Here is a 24,070-nt window from a genome sequence, read left to right as displayed (position 1 = left end):
GATGACTGGGAGAGTTTGTATATTACTGATGGATTCTTTTGGCATTGGAGCTAGTTTAGATGCCCCTCGTTATGGGGATGCTGGTGCCAATACTTTTGTTCACATCCATGAAGCATGTGAGCGTGGTGAATGCAATCGAGAGGGGCTTCGCCAAGGCTCTTTAACATTACCCAATCTGGCCAGACGGGGACTTTATCATGCAACCCTAGCAAGCTGTGGATTACGTTTTGTTGAGTTGTCTAATTTTTCTGAACCTGTGGGCCATTATGGCTATGCAGTAGAACAGAGCTTAGGCAAGGATACTCCTAGCGGGCATTGGGAGTTAGCAGGGGTTCCAGTGACGTTCGAATGGGGCTATTTTCCTGAACAACCGTTCTGCTTTCCTAAAAAATTAATTGATACCTTTATTCAACGTGCCGGTTTACCAGGAGTGCTTGGTGAGAAACATGCGTCAGGAACTACAATTCTTGAGGAATTAGGTGAAGAACACATTCGAAGTGGTAAACCCATCGTTTATACTTCCGCAGACAGCGTATTTCAAATTGCCGCCCATGAAGAACACTTTGGTTTACAGCGTTTGTATGATATTTGTGACATTGCGCGGACTTTAGTAGATGAATATCAGATAGGACGAGTGATTGCGCGACCTTTTATTGGCCAACCAGGAGCCTTCAAACGAACTGCTCATCGTAAGGATTATGCAACCTTACCTCCTGCAAAAACACTACTTGATTACTTGAAAGAAGCCGGTCGCGAAGTGATTGCATTAGGAAAAATTGCTGATATTTATGCGCATCAGGGAGTCACTCAAGTGATTAAGGCTGATGATAATATGGCCTTATTTGATGCTACTTTGACTACCATGAATACTGCTCCTGAGGGTAGTTTGGTTTTTACTAATTTTGTAGATTTTGATTCCTCATTCGGCCATCGGCGGGATGTAACGGGTTATGCTCATGCGCTTGAAGAGTTTGATGCACGTCTTCCAGAGCTCGATGCTTTATTAAAACCGAATGATCTAGTTGTTATTGCAGCGGATCATGGTTGTGATCCAACATTTCCTGGTTCAGATCATACAAGAGAGCATATTCCAGTATTAGTATATGGTCCTAATCTTAAAAGCCGTTTTATTGGCCGTCGCGATACCTTTGCTGATGTAGGTCAAAGCATCGCACAACATCTTGGATTACAAAATTTATCCCATGGAGTATCTTTTTTAATCTGAAAACTGTAGGTTGAATGTAACTGTTTACGTACTTGTGCCAACTGAAATAATTGTTGCAGGGTACAAGTCGTAACAGAAAATTCAAAACCGAAAATTCTGCATTCCCTGTACCTCATCCAGAGTACACTCTAATTTTACAGCATCAATAGTTACAATTTATTCACTTTGAGACCCCTTGTTTTTTTGTTTATCATCCCCATGTATAGGGTTCCGGTTTGATTTGAGGATTTTATTTTGGAACAATTTCGTGGGACAACCATACTTTCAGTACGACGCGGAAATCAAGTGGTTATCGGTGGAGATGGCCAGGTCACTCTAGGTAATACAGTGATGAAGGGGAATGCGCGTAAGGTGCGACGCCTCTACAAAGATCAAGTAATTGCTGGTTTTGCTGGCGGTACTGCGGATGCGTTTACTCTTTTTGAACGTTTTGAGAGCAAATTGGAAATGCACCAAGGTCATTTGGTCCGTGCTGCAGTTGAACTTGCTAAAGATTGGCGAACAGACAGAATGTTGCGCCGACTTGAGGCAGTTCTTGCTGTTGCAGACGTCAAATCCTCCCTAATTATTACAGGTAATGGCGATGTAATCGAACCTGAGCATAGCTTGATTGCAATTGGTTCAGGTGGTCCTTTTGCGCAAGCCGCTGCACGAGCATTGATGGAAAATACAAAATTATCTGCTGTAGAGATAGTGCGTAAAGCATTAAATATTGCAGGGGATATCTGTATTTATACCAATAACAATTTAACTATAGAAGAATTAAACAATGGCGACAAATAACAGCAAGATGACGACTCCTCGTGAGACTGTTCGAGAAGTGATGACTCCTCGTGAAATTGTCCAGGAATTGGATAAATATATTATTGGCCAGGATGACGCGAAAAGGGCAGTAGCAATTGCATTACGTAATCGTTGGCGACGCATGAACATTAAAGATCCTGCTTTGCGCAATGAAATCATGCCTAAAAATATTCTCATGATTGGACCAACAGGTGTTGGTAAAACAGAAATTGCTCGACGTTTAGCTAAATTAGCACGCGCTCCGTTCATCAAAGTAGAAGCAACAAAATTTACTGAGGTAGGCTATGTTGGTCGTGATGTAGATTCCATTCTGCGAGATTTGGCCGATATCGCGGTTAAACAAGAACGTGAATTTGCGATGAAAAAAGTGGAGCATTTGGCTGAAGATGCAGCAGAAGAGCGAATTCTCGATGTATTACTTCCACCTGCACGTGGCAGTTTGACTCCTAGTGAAAAAGACAGTACAGCCAGACAAGTGTTTCGTAAGCAATTGCGTGAAGGAATTCTCAATGAGAATGAAATTGAAATAGAAGTTTCAGCAACCCCTATAGGCATTGAAATCATGGCTCCTCCCGGCATGGAAGAGATGACAAGCCAATTACAATCAATGTTTCAGCAAGTGGGCACTCACCGAACAAAAACACGTAAAATGACTATAGGTAAGGCAATGCAGATTTTACGTGAAGAAGAGGCTGCTAAGCTGATTAATGAGGACGATATTAAGATTCATGCCATAGAAAATGTGGAGCAAAATGGAATTGTCTTTATTGATGAGTTGGATAAAGTAGCCCGACGAACTGAGAATGCGGGGGGCGGTGATGTTTCTCGTGAAGGCGTCCAAAGAGATTTATTACCTTTAGTTGAAGGAACTTCAGTTACCACGAAATACGGTATGATTCGGTCGGATCATATTTTATTTATTGCATCTGGAGCATTCCATGTTGCTAAGCCTTCTGATTTGATTGCTGAATTACAAGGTAGATTACCTATTCGTGTTGAATTATCTGCTCTTTCTGTTGAGGATTTCGTGCGTATTCTTACCGAACCTACTGCATCATTAACATTGCAATACAGTGCTTTAATGGCTACTGAAGGATTAACGTTAACTTTTGATGAGTCAGGAATTAGACGAATTGCCGAAGTAGCTTGGCAGGTAAATGAGCGCACTGAAAATATTGGCGCGCGTCGGCTCTACACTGTGATGGAGCGGTTATTAGAAGTTGTTTCATTCGAAGCCACAGATAAATCAGGCGAATCAGTGCATGTCGATAAAGCCTATGTTGAAAAAAACCTCGGCCAGCTTGTAGCAGACGAGGATTTAGCTCGTTACATTCTTTAGATTCAAGAGCCTATGTGCAACTTGGCGAACCTGTGTTCTGCTGCGTTGCACTCAGGCTACAATTCCTCAAAGCAATAATCTTTATTTCTAAAACTTAAGGTGTGTTCTACTTTGCTTGTTAAATGAGCATGTCAAATAAATTAAGGAAAATAGTACGAGAACTCATCCACTCTGTTTAATGTGCGGGGGGCTTGATTCAATTGTAATTTTGGTATGTGATTAAAAAGAAACTGCAAGTTCTATAAAAACGGCTGTTCTCATGGAGGAGAAAAAAATGTCACATCAATCGAGTTCTATTGCTACAATAAGAAGTGAAGATCTTGAGTTAGAAGAAGGCACTGATGATTCTTTCGAAAATGATGAGCCCCATCCTTCTTTTTCCTGTATTGGTGTAAAAGCGTATTCATTTTTTAATTCTCAAAAATTTACTTTAGATTTCCCTGTTCATACCAAAATTTGGAATACAAGTAGGGGGGATTCCAATCACAGAAGAATCAAAGCGTTGCTTATCGATTATACTCGAGAAAATTGTTTATTCGGTTCGTTTATTGGACGTATGATTTCAGGATATTGGAATAGACATCATGTTAGTGCAGTAAGTAAAATTATCGCAAATATGTCGATTAATAATTATTATGATTCTGCTGATGATATTGTTTCTGACTTGAAAACATTAAAACCTAAAAAAGGAGGAGCTTTGTATCAGCTAATTAAATTTATTGAAATGAAGTTGGAAGCGCAACTAAAGTATAATTTTAAATTTTAACTTAGAGAAGCAGTTGAGTTCGTTACGAGAAGTGAAAAAGTAAATTCAGTACAATTCGTGCGCGTTCAACTGCTTCCTCGATTTGAAGTAATGGAGTTGTTTGATGTTTAATCCTTATGTTTTGGTTTTATATTACTCGCGAACCGGTTCAGTAGCGCAATTAGCCCAATATGTTGCGCGTGGTGTCGAACGTGTTGTGGGGATTGAAGCACGTTTAAGAACGGTTCCACCTGTTTCTACTACATGTGAAGCAGTTGATAAGCCGATCCCAGATAATGGAGCGCCTTATGTAACCTTAGATGATTTACGCCATTGTCATGGACTCGCTTTAGGTAGCCCGACCCGTTTTGGAAATATGGCAGCTCCTTTGAAATATTTTCTGGACGGTACTTCTTCTTTATGGCTGGCAGGTGATTTAGTAGATAAACCGGCTTGCGTTTTTTCTTCTTCTGCGAGCATGCATGGTGGCCAGGAAACTACTTTATTAAGTATGATGTTGCCTTTGTTGCATCAAGGCATGATTTTATTGGGTGTGCCTTATTCTGAGTCGTCTTTGAATGAGACCGTGAGTGGTGGAACCCCCTATGGTGCAACTCATGTTTCTGGTGTGGCAAATGATCGACCACTGAGTCAGGATGAAATTAACTTAGCCAAACATTTAGGTGAACGTTTGGCACGAGCAGCTCTTAAATTGAGTGAAGAAAAATGAGTCATTAATTTGAGTTCTAATAAAACAACTCGTAGTCGAGAATTTTTGTAATGGCACTTGGCGGTCTTGTTTCGCCCGGACTGCAATAAATAAATTGAGTGAAAAATGAAAGTAATTAGTTTTAATGCCAATGGTATACGTTCAGCAGCTCGTAATGGATTTTATGAATGGCTTGCAACGCAAAATGCAGATTTTGTTTGTATTCAAGAAACGAAGGCTCAGCCCGAGCAATTAACTCCGGAAGAGTTATATTATCCACGCGATTATTTCTGTGATTATTATTCAGCCCAAAAGAAAGGGTATAGTGGAGTGGCCATTTATGCGCGTCACAAACCGAATCGTATCATAAAGGGTATGGGTTTTGATTATTGTGATAACGAAGGGCGGTATATTCAATTTGATTATCCAAAATTTAGTATCGTCTCGCTTTATTTACCTTCAGGGACTAGTGGTGATGAGCGTCAAATGGTGAAGTACGGTTTTCTCGAACAGTTTGCTGAACATTTAATGCGATTAAAAAATGAAGGACGAGAGTTGATTGTGTGTGGGGATTATAATATTGCCCATAAACAAATCGATTTGAAAAACTGGCGTGGTAATCAAAAAAACTCTGGATTTTTACCCGAAGAACGAGCTTGGATGGATAAATTGTTTGGGACTATGGGGTTTGTTGATGCATTTCGAGTGCATAATCAAGAAGAAGAGCAATATACCTGGTGGTCTTTTAGAGGGCGTGCATGGGATAAAAATGTAGGGTGGAGAATTGATTATCAAGTAGTTACACCTGGACTCACAGAGTATGTAGTCGACAGTTGCATTTTTCGTGAAGCACGTTTGTCAGATCACGCTCCTTTGCTAATCGAATATAAAGGAGATTGGTGTGCTTAAATTAGCAAGCTGGAATGTGAATTCCTTGAAGATACGGTTAGATCAAGTGTTGGAATGGTTTGATTCTTCGCGTGTGGATGTTCTTGCCTTGCAAGAAACAAAATTACTCGATGAAAATTTTCCAATGACCGCGTTTATGGAGAAAGGCTATCATGTTGTATTTTCCGGACAGAAGACTTACAACGGTGTTGCTGTAATAAGCCGATATCCTTTGTCTGATGTTCTAACTAATATACCTGATTTCGATGATCCTCAACGTCGTGTTTTGGCGGTTACTGTCGCAGGTATTCGTTTGATCAATTTGTATGTTCCCAATGGGTCGGAATTAACTTCGGATAAATATCAATACAAACTGAATTGGTTGAAAAAAGTTACTGCTTTTGTTCAACAACAAATGAGCGTTTTTCCAAATGTAGCGGTAGTCGGTGATTTTAATATAGCTCCTGAAGATCGCGATGTTCATGATCCTGCTGAATGGATAGGATGTGTATTAGTTAGCCCTGCTGAGCGAGAAGCATTTATGCAATTGTTACAGCTTGGATTACACGATAGTTTTAGAAGTTTTAAGCAGGATGAGCAGATATTCAGTTGGTGGGATTATCGTGCGGCTGCCTTTAGACGTAACAGAGGTTTGCGCATTGATCATATTTTATTGAGTAAAACGCTTAATGCATTATGCAGGCAATCTGTTATTGATAAAGAGCCGCGTAAATCAGAAAGGCCCTCCGATCATGCACCTGTATGGGTTGAATTGGATCTTAATGTGAATTAGTTGTAGTCTAGATGGAACGGAGCAGAACCCGGGTTACGGTTTGCCTAAACCAACCCGGGCAAAGCAGTTCCACTGTTACTATCACTTATTTTGCAAGGTTTCAAATAAAAACCAAATTCGTCGTTCTGTTTCATCAATATAAACTTCCAAGATGCTTGTGGTAGCGAAGTCATTTTTTTTGCTACACACTTCATGAACCTTTCTCAAGTTTTTTAGGAACCCTTTATTGTCTTCCAGTAGATTTTGCAGCATCTCATCTGCAGAAAGAGTTTCATTCGTATCGCGAAGCGTTTGCAATTGTTTGATCTCTCCAATAGAGTGAATCGTGCGTTCTCCCAATTTGCGTACACGTTCTGCTAAAACATCAATCATCGCAAAAATTTGTTCGCTTTGTTCATCTAATAAAAGATGATAATCACGATAATGTGGCCCTGTCATATGCCAATGAAAATTCTTGGTTTTAACAAATAATGCAAATGTATCGGCCAACAGAGGATTAACCGCCTCGGCAATTTTCCGACGATCTCTTATATCGAGGTCATTTGGGGTTTCAAGCTTATAAAGTTCCAGTTTTTTCATTTTAACTCCTGTTAAATTAATTTGTTTTTATAAGCGTAGACCAATAGTGACTATTTTGTTTCTATACTGACGAAATATTGTCATTTCAGTGAGGATATGAAGAAATAAATAAGAAATTGTTTATTCTTAGGGAAGGGTAGGGAATGAACAGTGGGCTATTATAGTCTATATTTATTAGAGGCAAGCTAGCGAAAAATAAATTTAATGTAAGTTTTTAAAGCACTTGTAGTTTAGCTAATGAAGCAGCTCAATATCACAAAAACTCATATTCCCAATAATTATCAGCTTTAATTGTGTATCAGTGTTTCATTTAATAGAACAAACAGGGGTATCACCGCTGTTTCGGTTTGATAAAAAATTGCTTTAAAGAAGTTTTTCTGCTATTGTTTTGCGTCATTTGTACCGAGTATGGTGCCTGGCGTTGGGTTCAGGTGGCGATACTCATTTAAACTATAGAGAGTAGTATTATGAAGGCATCAATTCATCCAGAATATAAAACAGTCAAGGTAATATGCAGTTGTGGTGAGGAATTTGAAACCCGTTCAACTTTATGTAAAGACTTGAACATTGAAGTATGCTCACAATGCCATCCTTTTTATACTGGTAAACAAAAATTAGTGGATACTGGAGGTCGTGTTCAGAAGTTCCGCGATCGTTACAGCCAGCGTTCTAATCAAGCTACTAAAGAAGAAAAGAAATAAGGCGCGTTATTTTGCGCCTTATTTGTATATACTTCATTCGAAGTATATCTTATTGACAGATTGTTCCCGCAATGCTAATTTCGGTGTCGCGGGTTCTTGACGTCCAATTATTGTCTCCATCCCATCATCCATTGGCTGTTTCCCTTATATTTTATTAAGGGTCCATAGTCAGATGTTTGTGTGCCTATAGCACTATGGTTGAACAATGAATTGACAATTGGTTGGTAGGATTTTTAGACCTTACTTAAGTTTTATTTCAATGTAAGAGAGTGAGTACTTTGGATAATGACGTTTTAAAGCAGTGTGCATTGGATTATCACGAGTTTCCAACTCCTGGAAAACTTGGTGTTCATATTACCAAATCAACTGACTCTCAGAGTGATTTGTCTCTGGCTTATACACCTGGTGTTGCTGCCCCGGTGATTGCAATAGCAGAAAACCCCGAAGATGCTTATCGTTACACGAATAAAGGAAATTTAGTCGCTGTAATGACTAATGGTACTGCTGTATTGGGTTTAGGTGATCTTGGGCCTCTGGCCAGTAAACCAGTTATGGAAGGTAAGGCTGTTTTATTTAAGCGTTTTGCGGGCATTGATGTATTTGATATTGAAATTGATGCTCATGATTCACAAGCTTTTATTTCTACAGCAAAACGTATTGCCCCCACTTTCGGAGGGATTAACCTGGAAGATCTTAAAGCTCCTGAATGTTTTGAGATTGAGCAGGCGTTAATTGAACAATTGAATATTCCTGTATTTCATGATGACCAGCATGGTACTGCCATAGTTGTTGCAGCAGCTTTACTGAATGCTCTTGAGTTACAGCAAAAAAAATTATCTGATGCCAAAATTGTGTGTATTGGTGCAGGAGCAGCAGGAATTGCTTCTATGCGATTGCTTGTTGCGTTAGGCGCTAATAAAGAGAATATGTTGCTTTTGGACACCAAGGGAGTAATCCATTCGGGGCGTGCAGATCTAAATGCTTATAAATTTGCTTTTGCGCGTACTACTGAATGCCGGACTTTAGCTGATGCACTTGTGGATGCTGATGTATTTATTGGGGTCGCCAAGCCGAATTTATTAGATGCTGATCTATTGAAATTAATGGCACCCAAACCTGTTATTTTTGCATTATCTAATCCTGATCCTGAAATCAGACCTGAATTAGCTTTTCAAGTACGTAACGATTTGGTTATTGCTACTGGACGTAGTGACTACCCTAATCAAGTCAATAATGTGTTGTGTTTCCCATATATTTTTCGTGGTGCGTTGGACGTACGCGCTAAATGTATTAATCAATCGATGCAAATTGCGGCAGTTGAAGCTATTCGTCAACTGGTGCATGAGCCCGTCCCTCAGGTAGTGAAGGATAATTACCCAGGTGTTACGCATTGGGATTTTGGCCCTAACTACATTATTCCCAAGCCTATAGACCCTCGTTTAAGAGAACGAGTCCCTGCTGCTGTAGCTGAAGCTGCAATAGCAAGCGGCGCGAATCAAGTAAGTTGTAATTTAGAATAAAAGTAGCATCCCGGTAATAAGGGATCTCAGGTGTAGCAGTATGCCATATGAGATATTCCTGTTTGCGCTCGGGATAATAATAGGTGAATTGTAGGTACGAATTTTTACTGTTGAATTTTAAAACAGTGCTCGTTCATGCCTAACAAATAGTTAAGGAGATTACTTTGCTTTCTGAAAACCGGAGAAATTACGCATTAATTGGATGGCTTATTTGTGGTCTTGGAGCTGTGTTTTACAGTTACGAATATTTGCTTCGAATAGCGCCTAGTGTCATGGAAACTGCTCTACGTGAGCACTTTAATTTGTCGGCAACAGGTTTTGGACACATTTCATCTATATATTATTATGCATATGTCCCTATGCAATTACCTGTAGGGATAATGATGGATCGTTATGGTCCTCGAAGGTTGTTAACTGTAGCCTGTTTTATTTGTGTTGTTGGAACGTTCTTATTCACCGGTACCACTTCTTTTTGGGTTGCAGCTTCAGGACGGTTTTTAGTTGGGTTAGGCTCTGCATTTGCATTCGTGGGAGTGTTAAAACTTGCAACAATCTGGTTGCCTGAGAATAAACTCGCTATGGTCTCTGGTATTACATCGGCCTTAGGAACAGTCGGTGCCATGCTCGGTGATAATTTTTTAGAACTATTCGTCACTAAATTAGGATGGATTAAAACCCTAAACATGACGGCATTTTTTGGGATTGTATTAACTTTTGTTTTATGGTTAGGTATCCACGATAAAAAAGGTCGACATAGACAAAGTGGTACTGTTTCTAATTTTAAAATCGGTTTAATTGACTTAAATATAATACTCAGTAATAGACAGATATGGATTAATGGACTGTACGGATGTATGGTTTATTTGCCGACAACTGTTTTTGCTGAATTATGGGGAATTCCCTATTTAAGACATGCACATGGCTTATCAACGCATGCCGCTGGTTTAGCAAACTCATTGCTTTTCTTGGGCTTTACAGTAGGTGCCCCACTAATGGGTTATTTTTCTGACCGAATAGCGCGCAGAAAGTTACCTATGTTTTTAGGTGCAAGTATGGCTACTGTCCTTATGTTAGTAATTCTGTACTTCCCCGGTTTAACTGAAACTAATGTACAAATACTTATGTTTTTCTTAGGCTTATTTTATAGTGCGCAAGCGATTGTATTTGCCGTCGGAAGAGAATTGAGCCCAGGAGAGGCAGCAGGTACAGCTATGGCATTTACCAACATGATTGTCATGCTCGGTGGTATGTTATTACAACCCTTGGTAGGACATTTATTGGATTTCAGCTATTCTTTGCGCAACGGAGCTTCGCTTACTTCGGCGCTGGTTGTGGAAAACGTGAATAAACTTTATAACGTGACTGATTATCGCATTGCGCTAGCTTTTATACCTCTAAGTATGTTTATTGCCGCTTTATTAACTTTCTTTTTAAGGGAAACTCACGCACATGCACCTAAATAATACTGTTTCAAGAAAACAAATGCTCTTTGGTATGTTTATCTGCTTTGTCGGAGCTATTTTTTATTGTTATGAGTTTATCTTACGCATAATTCCAGGTGTTTTGCAGACGGAGCTAAGTATTGCGCTGGGGCATATTTCAGCGACTACTTTTGGTCAAATTTCTGCTTTATATTATTTTGCCTATTCGCCGATGCAAATGCCTGTAGGAATGCTCATGGATCGATTTGGTCCTAGACGGCTTTTAACTTTTGCCTGCATTTGTTGTACCGTTGGTTCCTGGATGTTTACCTTGACCTCATCTATGTTTTTGGTAGGGGCAGGGCGCTTTCTCGTGGGATTTGGTTCTTCTTTTGCATTTGTGGGGGTTTTATCTCTGGCATTACATTGGCTGCCCAGACGCTATTTTTCTTTAGTTGCAGGCTTGATGACTACTTTAGGAATGTTAGGCCTTGTTTATGGTGAAGTGAAGATTACCGAGTGGTCTCAAAGGATTGGTTGGGAACAAGTGCTGTTCTTTATTGCCATTGTAGGTTCCGGCTTGAGTGTTTTAATGTTTCTTGTGGTACGTGATGGGCCTGAAGGACATCAACCCAATAAACATCCTTTACCTGAATTCTTCCAAAACGTTCTTAAAGTATTAATGGCTCCAGAAGTTTGGGTTATCGGTTTTGTCGGGGCTTGTTTGTATACTTCTTTATCTGTATTTGGTGAGTTGTGGGGAAAAACGTATTTGGAACAAGCACACCATTTAACTAAAGTCGAGGCAGCCAAGACTGTCTCTGCAGTGTTCTTAGGTTGGGCGGTTGGTGCACCTATAGCGGGTTATTTATCGGATCGTACTGGCAGACGTTTATTGCCTTTGGTGTTGGGTGCAATTTTGGCGTTGATTTGTATTAGCCTTGTATTATACCTTCCTGGATTATCATACGTTAGCTTGAATGTTTTATTGTTCTTGTATGGTGTGTTTAGTGCCACGGAAATTATTGTATTTATTATGGCTAAAGAATGCAGTGGTGCACAATTATCAGGTACGGTATTTGCAGCCACAAACATGATAGTTACTCTTGGTGGGGTAATTTTCCAACCCCTGGTTGGTAAATTGCTGGATACTTTTGGTGATAGTGGCATTGTAGAGGGAGAACACATCTATACAGTAGTGGATTATCAGGTTGCTTTATCTATATTACCACTTTCGTTATTACTCGTTACTATTCTTGCCTTCTTTATCAAAGATCATAAAGATCATCAAATTCATTAAAAGTGGGGCCCGGGTGAAATCAACTAAAATCCGGGCCCGATAATGCTACATAACTGGGACTCTTGGTTTTCAAGGTCTGATATGTCCCTCACCCAAGACAACCCACTTATAACTTGATAAAGCGTCTAATGACATAGGCCCACGAGCGTGTAGTTTTTGAGTACTAATTCCTATTTCAGCACCCATCCCAAATTGTCCTCCATCCGTAAAAGCTGTAGAGGCATTAACATAAACAGCTGCAGAATCGATATGATCGAGAAAATAATCGATGCTCTTTTGATCTTCAGCGATAATTGCTTCGCTATGCCCCGAAGTGTGCTCCATAATATGAGTAACAGCTTCTTCTAACGAGAAAACAGTTTTGATTGCCAATTTATAAGATAAGAATTCCTGACAAAAATCATTAGAGGTTGCTTTTCGCAATAATTTTTTTGGATAAAAGGATTTAATTGCTGCATAACTTGGTTTGTCTGCAAAAATTTCAACCTGTTTATGAGCAAGTGGTTCAATAATAAATGCTAAATCATTCAATCGATTTTGATGAATTACTAATATATCGAGTGCATTGCAAACACTTACTCTTCTAGTTTTAGCATTATCTATAATTAACCGTCCTTTTTGTATATCACCACTTTGATCGAAATAAATATGAACGATACCAGCACCTGTTTCAATAAATGGTATTCTTGTATTTTCACGTACAAAATTGATTAATGATTGGCTTCCTCTTGGGATACAAACATCCACCAAGTGATTGGCTTTTAAAAGAATATGTACGGCTTCTTTTTCTAAGGGTAATAAATAAACAGCAGATTTGTCGATACCATGTTTTTGTAAGACATCATGAATCAATGATATTAAAAAAAGATTAGTAAAATAAGCTTCCTTTCCGCCCTTCAAAACACAAGCATTACCTGTTTTAAAACATAGAGTAAAGGCATCTAAAGTGACATTGGGTCGCGATTCATAAATAATAGCGATAACTCCTAACGGGACAGAAACTTTCTGAATGACTAACCCATTAGGAAGTTTTCTTTGATCTAAAATTCTTTTCTTTGAATAGGGTACGGAAGCAACTGTTTCAACATCAGCGGCCATTGATTCAATTCGATCTTTAGATAAAAGCAGCCGATCATATTTAGGATCTTCTTTATCCATCAACGCTAAATCTTTTTTATTTTCGTTAATGAGTGCATTAGCAGAATTTCGTAATCGATTGGCAAGATCGCGTAATACTTGATTTTGCTTTTGTTCATCCAAAAATCTTAAGCTCAGGCTGGATTTTTTTGTTGCTTTAAGTTGGTTCGTGATTTCGTCAATCATGTAATTCTCTAAAATATATGTAAATGATCATAATGAATAAATTCAGGTTTTCCCGATTGGCCTAAATACTCATTTAATTTAACTGCATCATATTTAGCTAGACCAATCCCTATTTTTTCATTGCTTGGCGTCAGTATTTCTATCAAATCACCTCGTTTAAAATCACCCGTAAATTGTTCAATTCCAACGGGTAGGATGCTGATGACTCGTTTGTTCTCTTTTATAATTTCTACCAAGCAGGAATTTATTGTAATTGAGCCTGTCTTTTTTTCAGTATAAGCAATCCATCTTTTTATATTAGATTTTTTCTTTGTTGGGAAAATAGTGGTGCCTAAGGCTTCATCTTTAAGTATACGTAGAATTACTGAAGGTTGATTGATGCTCGCTATATGAGTGGTTATCCCAAGGTTTGACATTTTTCGAGCCGTTCCAAGTTTGCTAATCATCCCACCTCTGCCATGAAGGCTTTTTATACTAGAAACTTCAGGCCAAGTATGCTTTGGATTGATGACAGAAATTAAGTCGGATCCAATTTCATCAGGATGCTTAGTGTAAACGCCTTCAACATTACTAAGAATAATTAATTTATCAGCATTAATCATTGCTGCGATTAGACCGGATAGCTCATCGTTGTCTGTAAACATGAGCTCTTCAATGGCAACACTATCGTTTTCATTGATAATAGGTACAATATTTTTCTGAACTATAATTTCATGAAGTAATCTAGATATATTCAAATAGTGCTGTCTCGTTTGAAAATCCTGTTTTGTGAGCAGTAATTGGGACGCCAGCATTTTATGTTTTTTTAACATGGATGCGTACATATGCATCAATTCATATTGTCCTAATGATGCAAGAACTTGTTTTTCTCCTATCGAACAACCATATTGACGGTCCAGAAATTGATTCGCAACCTTTCGCCCCGATGCAACTGCACCCGAGCTAACTAATACTACATGATGATCTTCTTTTTGAAGAGTGACAATTTGTTCAACCAAGGAAAGCATAATAGGCTCAAATGGAGTACCATCACTTGATAAAATACTTTGAGTTCCAACTTTAATTACAATTTTCATTCTTTACTCACTTTTTATGGAGCCTGTTTTATTTGAACCTTAGAATCATAGAAATAGACAAATACTTTAGAAGAAACGGAGAATATCTTCATCAATGGACTATTAGTCTATCAAACTGGTAAAGAAAAATTGTTATCCAATTCACGCATTTTCTTTGCTGTAAAGTGCCTTAATTCCGTTGAGATGATGCCGGGATTTGGGTGGTTTATTAATTCAGATCCTGTGACCTATCAAAACGGACATTTTATTTTTATATCAAGTTTACAAGTTCGCGGGTAGGACAATGTTATTCCATGGAATTAAATATAACGACCTATAATCAAGGTATGTTTAACCCAACCAAGAATATCTAGGTCTTACTCCTCAGGTAGACGAAGTCGTAAATGCATCAATACAGTTTTTAAAGCAACCTTTTAATGAAAACTTAGCTTGCTTTTAAGAAAATGTCTACAATGCTTTCAGATTAATTAAATATGGCAATTAACTCGTTTACTGGACGACGAAGCGATCCTTGGCAATTTATAAAACGTGATACTGGAAAGCTTTTAATTTCTGCTTTTCTATAGTGGTAACGAGTAAATTCAGTATCGTGATTGGATAAGATAACAGGGATTCCTCGGGCTGCTGTTTCTTTAGCCAATTCCGTCAATTCGATTTGATCTTCGGTTGTAAATAGTTTTTTAGTATAGGGTAAATGATGTGATTTCTCTGAAAGAAGTACGTAAGGGGGGTCGCAATAAATTACATCCCCTCGTTCTGCATATTCAAAAGTTTTTCTGAAATCATTATGGAGGAATTCTGTTTGTTGGCTTTTTGAGTGAAAAAGCTGCATTTCCTTGCGCGGAAAATAAGGTTTGCTGTAAAGCCCAAAAGGAACGTTATAGATACCTTTGGAATTATAGCGACATAATCCATTATAACCGTGTCGGTTTAAATAAAGAAAAAGCGCAGATTTTTGTGCGGAATTAAGGGAGGCATTGAAATCCGCTCTTATTTGATAATATTTTTCTTTATGGTTGAATTCAGGGCGGAAATAAGTATCGCAGTGTGTAATAAATTCCTCTCCCTGTTGTTGCAAGGTTGTAAATAGATGAACTAAATCAAAATTACTTTCTGCTAACAAATAGGAAGAATAATTTGTATTCATAAAAACCACGCCCGAGCCGGCAAAGGGCTCGATTAAGCGTTTACCTGGAGGAAGAAAGGGAATAATCTTTTCCAAACAGTTGTATTTACTCCCTGCCCATTTAAGAAAAGGCCTTATTTTAACCATAGGTTTTACCACGATTTATTCAGAAAGAAGTATTGCTTATTTTTAAGAAAAAAAACAGAATTTTTAGTGTAAAAATTTTGGTTGTTCTTTCTTTTTTGAAGGTCAGGGACGAAAATTAAAAAATTTGAGACGAAGTGACTTAGGTAAATTCATATACTGAGTCAAAGAGTCTATCTCTGATTAATACTCCCAAACGACAGGAAATAAAGGGTGGTCCATTGGCGCACCTTCTGGAAGTTGTTCCCTTAACCCCGGGAAATCAGGTGAGGTAACCCATTTTCGTGGTGCATGGATAACGTCATCGCCGAGAAAACGTACGGAGAAAACTCGTCGTCTCTGAGTGTTGCCTACTCCACCTGCCGCATGAAGAGTAAGCATATGGAAGCAAACTATGTCACCAGGGGTTATTTCCCAACCGATAATAGGGTAGTCTTCGCGTTTTAAGTCAATATCGGGGAGATCCATGAGGCTTCCCTCTGGAAACCATTTTGCTTGGCTGTCCATAAAAGAACGGGGCATGAACCATGGTCCCAAATGAGAACCAGCAATAAACTCTAAGGTCGAGGCACGAGGTACTGGATCCACCGGTATCCATAAACTGCAATTTTGTATTCCTTCAATATTGTAATAAGGTTGATCTTGATGCCATGGGGTTCTTTGTTGTGTGCCAGGCTCTTTAACTAAAAGATGATCATGGTATAGCCGTGTTCTTTTACTCCCCATGAGTTTGCCTGCAATAAGGCTAGCCGGGGATTCAAAGATAAATTGTTGGTAATGAGGATTTGTTTGCCAAGTACAAAAATCCTCAATAAATCGACCTGGGTCCTCATTTTTACTTGCAATTTTAACCCGATGGCTCGGTGACTTTAAATTAAGTTCGATACCATCACAGAGTAATTCTATTTCTCCAGGGTTCAGAATTTGGCGAATACAAACAGCACCATCTTTTTTGTAGGCGTCTATATGCGCTTGTGTCACTGCTTTTTCTACACGCCGAATAATTGGTTCAGAAATGGAATGTTTTGTCATCTGAAATAAGAACAATGATCGATTTTATTGATGTTACTAAAATTCAGGAAAAAGAACCATTTCAAAAAAGTATGAAGGGTAACGATAATGGTCTGTTTTAAAAAAATCATGAGTGCAATGTAAAGTTATGATATTTTACAGAGTTTTATGAGACAAGGATTTGCACGTGCATGAGTCGAAATTGAAGTCTAATGAGCGGAAAATTATTTTTCTTGCTTCCTTGGGGGGGGCATTGGAGTTTTATGATTTTATTATTTACGTTATTTTTGCACCAATAATTAGCCAGGTTTTTTTTCCAAAAACAGACAAATTTGCTGCATTGATGAGTGTATATGCTGTTTTTGCCATTGGATATTTAATTCGTCCATTAGGTGGTCTCGTCTTTAGTCATTTTGGAGATAAATACGGTCGCAAAAAGACGTTTATTTTTTCAGTGCTTTTAATGGCTGTTCCAACGGTTCTTATTGGATTTTTACCCACCCACCAACAGATAGGGATTTCTTCGAGTATCCTTTTAATTTTTCTGCGTTTACTGCAAGGACTTTCAATTGGTGGAGAAATTCCTGGAGCATTAACCTTCACTTGCGAACATGTGAATCCTCGTTTTAGAGCACTTGCTTGTGGGATTATTTTTGCTTTTCTTAATTTAGGTATTTTTCTGGGGGCGATGATTAGTTTAATTCTAACAAATCAACTCTCAAACGCTCAATTATTAAGCTTTGGTTGGCGTATTCCATTTGTATTTGGTGGATTGCTTGGCGTGTTCAGTTTCTACATTCGCAAACAATTGGCTGAAAGTCCCTTATTTCTTGCATTTAAAAATTCCATTGAAAATACACGAATACCTTTTGTTGAGGCAATCACCCAGTACTGGCGCAATATTTTACAGGGAATTGGTTTAACGTGTCTGGGTTCTGTAATGATTAATTTATTATTTCTCTATATGCCCACCTACCTATCAACGATTCTTGCTTATCCAAAGCAACAAGCAACTTTACTCAATACGATTAATTTGGGCTTTTATTCCTTGCTGCTTGTATTTTTTTGTTGGTGTGGTGATCGATTGGGACGTAAATTGGTTCTCTCCATCGGAGCGGTTGGGTTTATTTTGTTAAGTTATGTTTTATTCTTCACTTTATCCCAACAAACCACATTATTACTTATAGTAAGCTTATTTATTTTTGCTATTCTAAGTAGCTCCATTATGGTTTATCCCAGCATACTGGTTGAATTATTTCCGGTGTCGATTCGTTATACTGGGATTGCTATTTCTTATAATCTGGCATTCGCTTTTTTTGGTGGTTTAACTCCATTTATTACCACTTATTTAATTCAATCATTAAATAATAATCTTGCCCCCAGTTTTTACCTAACTCTGAGCGCAATTCTTTGTTTCGTTGCCGTGGTATCCATTAAAAAATTATATGCAGAATCATGAGATGAATTATGAATTTTGCGAAACAAACGGTTGTTTTTTTTATTTTCTCTTTATTTTTGTTCTCTTTAGCACATGCTAATAGACCTTTTATTATCGATACTGATGTAGGAATCGACGATGAATTAGCGATGTTCTATTTGTTAGCACAAAAAGACATCGACATTAAGGCGATTACGGTAGTGGGTACTGGAGAGTCACATTGCCCAGCTGGCTTGAGGAATGTTGCGGGATTATTAGCGTTGACGCATCATGAAAACATCCCATTAGCTTGCGGACGCGATACACCGATGACTGGAACACATCAATTTCCTAATTGGCTACGTAAACAAGCAGATAATTTAGCAGGTGCTGCAAATTTGTTGCCCAAAGTGGAAGTATCCACCTCAAAGACTGCGATGGAATTGTTGAAATCTACTTTAACGAATGCAAAAGAACCGGTTGAGATTTTAGCTATTGGTCCGTTAACAAATCTTGGTGAGCTGGTGACCCAAATGCCAGAGATAAAAAATAAAATTAAAATGATTTATGTTATGGGGGGAGCCGTAGATAGCACCGGTAATTTGATTGAGTTGGATCACTCAATTCGAAATAACACTGCGGAGTGGAATATATATGTTGACCCGCATGCTGCAGATAAAGTATTTCGTTCTGGAATTCCTCTTACTATGATTGGTTTGGATGTGACCAATCAGGTCCCCGTAACTAAAGCGTTTTATCTGAAATTAAAGCAAAATCAAAATAGTCTGGGCAATAAATTTTTCTATGAACTTTTTCATCGCAATGAGGCCGAGATATTTGAACATAAGTGGTATTTTTGGGATGTGCTTTCAGCAGTAGTAGCGCACGATAATTCAATCGTTAAAGCCATAAATAAAAAATTGAGTATTTTATTAAGCCCTGAAAATCAATCAGGCACTACCATAGTCGATAAAAAGGGGAATATCGTACGTGTATGTACGGCAGTAAATCAGGAGCAACTGGAAACTATTTTGATGGATACGTTAAAAAAGACTTCCTAAAGGATAGAAATGTAGCCCGGGTTTCGCTGCTGCACCCAGGCTACATTAATTTTAATTGGGCACGGAACGTTTTTCTTCAAAGAATTGTACTTTCCCTGTTTTTATATCATGTAATCCCGCTACTATTCCTACCTGTTTTTTACTAATTAATTCTTTAAGAATAGGACTCTTTTCTTGCATTTCTTTGACAATTCTTAAAGCATTGGCTTTAGCAATGGCATCAATTAATTTTGCATCAGAGCAATTTTTTGTTCCTTGTTCTTGCATACTGATATCTACCACTGGTTTAATTTTATCTATAATATCAGTCAAATGTCCGAGTTGTACGCCACTACAAGCACCACTTACAGCACCACATGAAGTATGTGCCAAGACGACAATAAGTCGAGAGCCAACGACTTTAGTCGCATATTCCATACTACCTAAAATATCGTTATTGAGCACATTTCCTGCTACACGCAAAGTAAATAAATCGGCCAAACCTTGGTCAAAAAATAATTCAGGGACACTGCGTGAATCCATACAATTAAGCACTACTGCAAATGGGTATTGTCCGTAAGAAGATTGATGGGCTTGTTTTAAATAATCTCTGGGAATTGAGGTGTTATTTAAAAAACGTTGGTTCCCATCTTTCAAGCGTTGTAGTGCTTGCTTGGGCGTCATATTTTGCTGTTTGGCTTGAGATAAGGTTTTTCCCAAAATAGGTACTTCTGCAGCAGGTGAACTTGCAAAGCTAGTGTAAGCACACATCAAACCAAAAGTTATGGCTAGGATTTTTGTTAGGTGTTGCATTGAGATGCTCCATTTTTTAATTAGAAATCGTCCTTCAGTGATAATAACTTAATCTTAAAAACGCATATACTTTTTTTAAAAATTTATTTTCTAAGGCTTATGTATGTAGTTCATTTTGGTTTTTACTTTAATTTCTATTGATCGCATTTAAAAGCAACAAAATGATTAAAATTTAATCTTAATTGGCTATACTTATTGAAAATGAGCAACTTCATTTTAGGAATAAGATATGCTTAATAAAAGTCAGGCAAATGAACAGTCTACTACCACTCAACCATCACCAGTCGTAGCAATTACTTTTTACTCCAAGCGAACTGATACACCGCCAGGATACCATCCGGGTATTTTAAGTGCAGGAAATAGGCAAGATGTGGTTCGCTTAAAAGACGGACTTGAAAGTGCAGCAAAAGAAAAGGGAGAAACACCCCCTAAAGTTGAAATCACGTTGTTTCTTATTCCCAATTGGGATAAGGGAGAAGATTATCATTCAGCAGAATATCAAGCAGCAAGAAAGCAGATGATGACGGATGCCCAAAAATTTTATGGAAGCGACATCCTGATTAAAGATTATCTCAACGCTAACGTCAGTGAGGCGGAGCTTAAATTTTTAAGAAATTGTAAGGCTATTGGAAGCGTTGCTGATATTGTTAAAACACGAACAATTATAGACAACCAGGGCCGTCCCTGTTTACAGACTGACTCTAATGTCACATGGGCAAATAATGATTTTGATAAATTGTACGAATTAACTTTTCACGCCAATTCAGATGCATTTAATTGCAGCAGATGCTCTGAAGTTTATGTTTCTGCACATAATAAATTATTATTCACCGGTTCTGGTAGTAAGTTACCAGGAATTTTTGCTAAAACTTTAGTAGATTACTGCACTCAATACGATTCGGATCCATGGCATAAAGATGAAAAATGTAATGGGGTATATGATATCGCTTTTTGTGAGGGCATGAGTCAGTATGGTCTCACCTATAGAGTGAGAGTCGATGATAAGTATAATAAAGATAAAACTTTTGATTTTTATCCAGCAGCTTTAGATGATTCACGATATAAATTAATGCCGCTTGTTATTGCCTGTCAACGAGAAAGTTGGCGTGCGGGTATGGCTCCACCTCCGCAGGCTGTACTTGAGTTAACTGGGGGGCTTACTCTACCTAATAACGCGAAAAAGCCGGCCATGGAGGTTGAAATTAATGGTGTTAAGTATGGATATTATCATTTTAAAAGTCTACTCAGGGTATTTACAAATATACCGAGTTGGCATGCTGAAGAAGGAAGATACAAATATGCATACCAAACAGGAGACTTTTTTAAGACAGCTGAACATGCTCGAAATATATTTGTAAATAAACAAGATACTTTATTATCAATGCAGATCTTTGCCCAATATTACAACGCGGTGAAACAAGAGTACGAGGCAGGCCGTTTAAAGACGGGAAAACGCCCATTGGAAGTATTAGCAAATCTATTTCCTGATACAGATGCTGGTAATAAATTATGTGCCGAATTGTTTGGTTGTATTGTAAAAGAATTGCATGAAAATCCTGTGCGTAAAGCTTTAGTACCGATTGAACCGAAACAAAGGTATCATACAAAATTAACAGTTCCTGTGGTACCGACTTTTCTACAAGAAATAGCCCCTAATGTGACAGGAATGACTCCATTTTCATTTTTTCCTTCTCAAAGACCGTTTGAACATCTGATGACAAAGGAAACACTGAAACTTATTGCGCAATCAGCAGATAGTTTACCTAAGAAGGACCGTCAGCACGCATTAGAGTTTTTCAAAACCTTATCTAAAGAAAAGTTAGAGGGAATTAAGAACGAATCTAAGACTGCTCAGGAGGCTTGGGACGAACAATATGGGATGGTATCTTTTAATGATCCCAAAGGGCTTAAATAGACTGATGCACACTATAATAGGCTTAAGATAGGAGATTAATTCATGCGAACTAAAATTGATCCAATGGATGAAAGTTTGTGTGAGGCTGTTTTAGATGGAGATCTGGAACAGGTTCAATTAATTGTAAAAGAGTATGGTGGTAATGTGAATGCTCAAGATAAATATGGAGCTTCTCCCGCCTTGATTGCTGCCAAGCGTAATGATCTGGAAATATTAGAGTTTTTAGTGGGAAGTGGGGCTGACTTAAAAGTTAGTGATGATTTAAATCAAACGCCAATGGATTGGGCTGAACATAATAGAAATGAAAAAATGATCGATTTTATAAATGAGCATACTCAGACTTATATGAAGAAATGAGCTCTTGGTGTATTCCCATCACGAAGTCCATGCGTAACCTGTTATGGCACTTTGTTTAGTTTGACTCTTACTTTAGTAGGAAAAGGGAATGAGGTGTTTTGGGCTCCCTTGGAGAAGAGAGCCGGAATTTGATTATTCTCAGATAAGAATTATGAGACACCCTCTGCGAGTTTCAATGAGAATATGCGAATACGATGATTATCGGGATCCAGCGCGACAAAGGTGTAACCAAAATCCATCATTGTAGGGGGTTGGGCTATTTGAATCCCTTCTTGTTGCCAGAGTGTGTGTAGTTCGTCAACTATATGGTCCTTTTCTACTTGTAATGAAAGCTCACTTCCCCCACCAAGTGCTGCTGCAGGCGGCTCAGCAACGTGTTTTGACCATAAGCCGAGACGCATACCTGATTTCAATAAAAACATGACAAAAGTAGGAAATGATTCAATAGGTTGACTCCTGAGTAAACGCTCATAAAACGGTGCGCTTACCTGAGGATTATCAACATAAAAGATTATTAAATTTGGATCAAGATACATACACGACTCCTTTTAATTGAATGGAGATTTGAGTTTAAAAGATCGTGCTGACAGTTTTTGTCAGTAGTGATTCGGCCTAATCATAAAGATATGGATAACAAGGGTAATTGGTGATTTAATATCGCCAAAAGTGCCTGCCCGAGAAGCAGGATAGGAACTAATAATAAGGAAGTTAACCATGAATAAGTTCTACGTCGATCCCGATATAGCAAAAGCCTCTACGTTACCTGCACATTTTTATACGTCTTTGGATTGTTTCGAAGAAGCAAAAGAAAAAATATTTGCAAGGACTTGGCAGTTTTGCACCAGCACAGAAAGCCTGCGATTAGAAGGGCAACTGGTGCCTTTTACTTTATTGCCAGGATTGCTTGATGAGCCGTTATTATTTGTTCGTGATGAACAAGACCGTTTTCGTTGCCTTAGCAATGTATGCACCCATAGAGGCAAAATTTTGATTGAAGCTCCGTGTTCTGCTGAAAAGATTAAGTGTTCTTATCATGGACGTCGATTTAATCTTTGTGGCGAACTTCTACATATGCCTGAATTTGAAAAAACATGCGATTTTCCAACGGCAAAGGACAATTTGGCAAAAATCCCTTTTGATTTCCTTGAGCCATTTCTTTTTGCCTCACTCGCACCACAAGTCCCTTTTAGGGATGTGTTTGCAGATATAAAAGAACGTCTGTTTTGGCTGCCTATGGAAAAAATGCGTCTCGACATGAATCGATCACGTGATTATTTGGTTAAAGCCCATTGGGCATTGTATTGCGAAAATTATCTTGAAGCCTTACATATTCCTTTTGTCCATCATTCATTAAGAAAAGTGATTGATTGTACTACCTATAGTACAGAGCTTTATCGCTATTGCAATTTGCAATTGGCTCTTGCCAGTCATGGTGAGGAATGTTTTGATTTGCCTAAAGATTCACCAGATTATGGCAAACAAGTCGCGGCTTATTATTACTGGATTTTTCCCAATACAATGCTTAATTTCTATCCATGGGGATGTTCTGTAAATGTAGTGAAACCATTAGGGCCCGCATTAACTAAAGTCTCATTTCTTACCTTCGTGCTTGATGAAACCAAATTAGGCAAAGGAGCCGGTGGGGACTTGGATAAAGTAGAGCGCGAGGATGAGGCTGTTGTCGAATCAGTCCAACAGGGAATTCGTTCTCGTTTTTATGAAGCCGGTCGTTTTTCTCCCACCAAAGAACAAGGAACGCATCATTTTCATCGACTACTTTGCGAGTTTTTTAATGATTAATCAATGAAAATAGTGTTATTAATG

The 24,070-nt window shown here is 38.3% G+C and carries 23 protein-coding genes; 16 read left to right on the top strand and 7 right to left on the bottom strand.

Annotated elements, in window-relative coordinates; all coding sequences use genetic code 11:
* Position 1: 1 nt before the first annotated feature.
* The 7 genes from ACWTEW_RS31965 to xth all read left to right on the top strand — a co-directional run bounded on the left by ACWTEW_RS31965 (position 2) and on the right by xth (position 6,503).
* Positions 2–1,225 carry a phosphopentomutase gene (locus ACWTEW_RS31965; RefSeq protein WP_454782000.1) on the top strand — a complete coding sequence of 408 codons (1,224 nt, stop codon included), beginning with the start codon at positions 2–4 and terminating at the stop codon, positions 1,223–1,225.
* 234 nt (positions 1,226–1,459) lie between these two features.
* Positions 1,460–2,008, top strand: coding sequence for an ATP-dependent protease subunit HslV (hslV, locus tag ACWTEW_RS31960; RefSeq protein ID WP_454781999.1), 549 nt, complete (start codon positions 1,460–1,462; stop codon positions 2,006–2,008).
* On the top strand, positions 1,995–3,368 hold the full coding sequence (hslU, locus tag ACWTEW_RS31955) for an ATP-dependent protease ATPase subunit HslU (RefSeq protein ID WP_454781998.1): 1,374 nt from the start codon (positions 1,995–1,997) through the stop codon (positions 3,366–3,368). The genes hslV and hslU overlap by 14 nt, the downstream gene beginning before the upstream one ends.
* A 259-nt stretch (positions 3,369–3,627) precedes the next feature.
* Positions 3,628–4,134, top strand: a complete 507-nt coding sequence (locus ACWTEW_RS31950; RefSeq protein WP_454781997.1) for a DUF5617 domain-containing protein — start codon at positions 3,628–3,630, stop codon at positions 4,132–4,134.
* A gap of 103 nt (positions 4,135–4,237) precedes the next feature.
* The gene (gene wrbA / locus ACWTEW_RS31945; RefSeq protein ID WP_454781996.1) at positions 4,238–4,843 is read left to right on the top strand and encodes an NAD(P)H:quinone oxidoreductase; all 606 of its coding nucleotides are present in this window, start codon (positions 4,238–4,240) and stop codon (positions 4,841–4,843) included.
* 105 nt (positions 4,844–4,948) lie between these two features.
* Entirely contained in the window at positions 4,949–5,731 is a 783-nt protein-coding gene (locus tag ACWTEW_RS31940) for an exodeoxyribonuclease III (protein ID WP_454781995.1), read from the top strand.
* Complete coding sequence (gene xth, locus ACWTEW_RS31935; RefSeq protein ID WP_454781994.1) at positions 5,724–6,503, top strand: exodeoxyribonuclease III; 780 nt, start codon at positions 5,724–5,726, stop codon at positions 6,501–6,503. Before ACWTEW_RS31940 ends, xth begins: the two co-directional genes overlap by 8 nt.
* 81 nt (positions 6,504–6,584) lie before the next feature.
* On the opposite strand, the gene ACWTEW_RS31930 is transcribed toward xth, so the two are convergent.
* A complete protein-coding gene (locus tag ACWTEW_RS31930; protein ID WP_454781993.1) occupies positions 6,585–7,082 on the bottom strand; it encodes a Dps family protein in 498 nt (165 codons plus the stop codon).
* Positions 7,083–7,549: 467 nt separating this feature from the next.
* On the opposite strand from ACWTEW_RS31930, the gene rpmE reads away from it, so the two are divergent.
* The 4 genes from rpmE to ACWTEW_RS31910 all read left to right on the top strand — a co-directional run bounded on the left by rpmE (position 7,550) and on the right by ACWTEW_RS31910 (position 12,024).
* A complete protein-coding gene (rpmE, locus tag ACWTEW_RS31925; protein ID WP_454781992.1) occupies positions 7,550–7,783 on the top strand; it encodes a 50S ribosomal protein L31 in 234 nt (77 codons plus the stop codon).
* Positions 7,784–8,061: 278 nt separating this feature from the next.
* Positions 8,062–9,303 carry a malic enzyme-like NAD(P)-binding protein gene (locus ACWTEW_RS31920; RefSeq protein ID WP_454782068.1) on the top strand — a complete coding sequence of 414 codons (1,242 nt, stop codon included), beginning with the start codon at positions 8,062–8,064 and terminating at the stop codon, positions 9,301–9,303.
* Positions 9,304–9,467: 164 nt separating this feature from the next.
* Positions 9,468–10,766: an MFS transporter gene (locus tag ACWTEW_RS31915; RefSeq protein ID WP_454781991.1), complete on the top strand. Its 1,299-nt coding sequence runs from the start codon at positions 9,468–9,470 to the stop codon at positions 10,764–10,766.
* Positions 10,753–12,024, top strand: coding sequence for an MFS transporter (locus ACWTEW_RS31910; protein WP_454781990.1), 1,272 nt, complete (start codon positions 10,753–10,755; stop codon positions 12,022–12,024). The genes ACWTEW_RS31915 and ACWTEW_RS31910 overlap by 14 nt, the downstream gene beginning before the upstream one ends.
* Positions 12,025–12,093: 69 nt before the next feature.
* On the opposite strand, the gene ACWTEW_RS31905 is transcribed toward ACWTEW_RS31910, so the two are convergent.
* The 4 genes from ACWTEW_RS31905 to ACWTEW_RS31890 form a co-directional block, all read right to left on the bottom strand.
* The gene (locus ACWTEW_RS31905; protein ID WP_454781989.1) at positions 12,094–13,347 is read right to left on the bottom strand and encodes a glutamate-5-semialdehyde dehydrogenase; all 1,254 of its coding nucleotides are present in this window, start codon (positions 13,345–13,347) and stop codon (positions 12,094–12,096) included.
* 8 nt (positions 13,348–13,355) lie between these two features.
* A complete protein-coding gene (gene proB, locus ACWTEW_RS31900) occupies positions 13,356–14,423 on the bottom strand; it encodes a glutamate 5-kinase (RefSeq protein WP_454781988.1) in 1,068 nt (355 codons plus the stop codon).
* A gap of 463 nt (positions 14,424–14,886) precedes the next feature.
* On the bottom strand, positions 14,887–15,696 hold the full coding sequence (locus ACWTEW_RS31895) for a DNA adenine methylase (protein WP_454781987.1): 810 nt from the start codon (positions 15,694–15,696) through the stop codon (positions 14,887–14,889).
* A gap of 180 nt (positions 15,697–15,876) precedes the next feature.
* The gene (locus ACWTEW_RS31890; protein WP_454781986.1) at positions 15,877–16,725 is read right to left on the bottom strand and encodes a phytanoyl-CoA dioxygenase family protein; all 849 of its coding nucleotides are present in this window, start codon (positions 16,723–16,725) and stop codon (positions 15,877–15,879) included.
* Positions 16,726–16,891: 166 nt separating this feature from the next.
* On the opposite strand from ACWTEW_RS31890, the gene ACWTEW_RS31885 reads away from it, so the two are divergent.
* Positions 16,892–18,163, top strand: a complete 1,272-nt coding sequence (locus ACWTEW_RS31885; RefSeq protein WP_454781985.1) for an MFS transporter — start codon at positions 16,892–16,894, stop codon at positions 18,161–18,163.
* Between the two features lie 8 nt (positions 18,164–18,171).
* On the top strand, positions 18,172–19,182 hold the full coding sequence (locus ACWTEW_RS31880) for a nucleoside hydrolase (protein WP_454781984.1): 1,011 nt from the start codon (positions 18,172–18,174) through the stop codon (positions 19,180–19,182).
* Between the two features lie 51 nt (positions 19,183–19,233).
* On the opposite strand, the gene ACWTEW_RS31875 is transcribed toward ACWTEW_RS31880, so the two are convergent.
* Positions 19,234–19,932 carry a carbonic anhydrase family protein gene (locus ACWTEW_RS31875; RefSeq protein ID WP_454782067.1) on the bottom strand — a complete coding sequence of 233 codons (699 nt, stop codon included), beginning with the start codon at positions 19,930–19,932 and terminating at the stop codon, positions 19,234–19,236.
* Between the two features lie 271 nt (positions 19,933–20,203).
* Between ACWTEW_RS31875 and ACWTEW_RS31870 the strand changes: the two genes are divergently transcribed.
* Both ACWTEW_RS31870 and ACWTEW_RS31865 read left to right on the top strand, forming a co-directional pair.
* Complete coding sequence (locus ACWTEW_RS31870; protein ID WP_454781983.1) at positions 20,204–21,889, top strand: hypothetical protein; 1,686 nt, start codon at positions 20,204–20,206, stop codon at positions 21,887–21,889.
* A gap of 42 nt (positions 21,890–21,931) precedes the next feature.
* Complete coding sequence (locus ACWTEW_RS31865; protein WP_454781982.1) at positions 21,932–22,246, top strand: ankyrin repeat domain-containing protein; 315 nt, start codon at positions 21,932–21,934, stop codon at positions 22,244–22,246.
* A 149-nt stretch (positions 22,247–22,395) separates the two neighbouring features.
* Here the strand turns inward: ACWTEW_RS31865 and ACWTEW_RS31860 are convergent, their stop codons facing one another.
* Positions 22,396–22,782, bottom strand: coding sequence for a VOC family protein (locus ACWTEW_RS31860; RefSeq protein WP_454781981.1), 387 nt, complete (start codon positions 22,780–22,782; stop codon positions 22,396–22,398).
* 178 nt (positions 22,783–22,960) lie between these two features.
* On the opposite strand from ACWTEW_RS31860, the gene ACWTEW_RS31855 reads away from it, so the two are divergent.
* On the top strand, positions 22,961–24,046 hold the full coding sequence (locus tag ACWTEW_RS31855) for an SRPBCC family protein (protein WP_454781980.1): 1,086 nt from the start codon (positions 22,961–22,963) through the stop codon (positions 24,044–24,046).
* Positions 24,047–24,070: the final 24 nt, after the last annotated feature.

The organism is Legionella stuttgartensis, from assembly GCF_977063405.2.
Note: the sequence above shows the minus strand (reverse complement) of the source record. Positions and strands in the feature narration are given on the sequence as shown.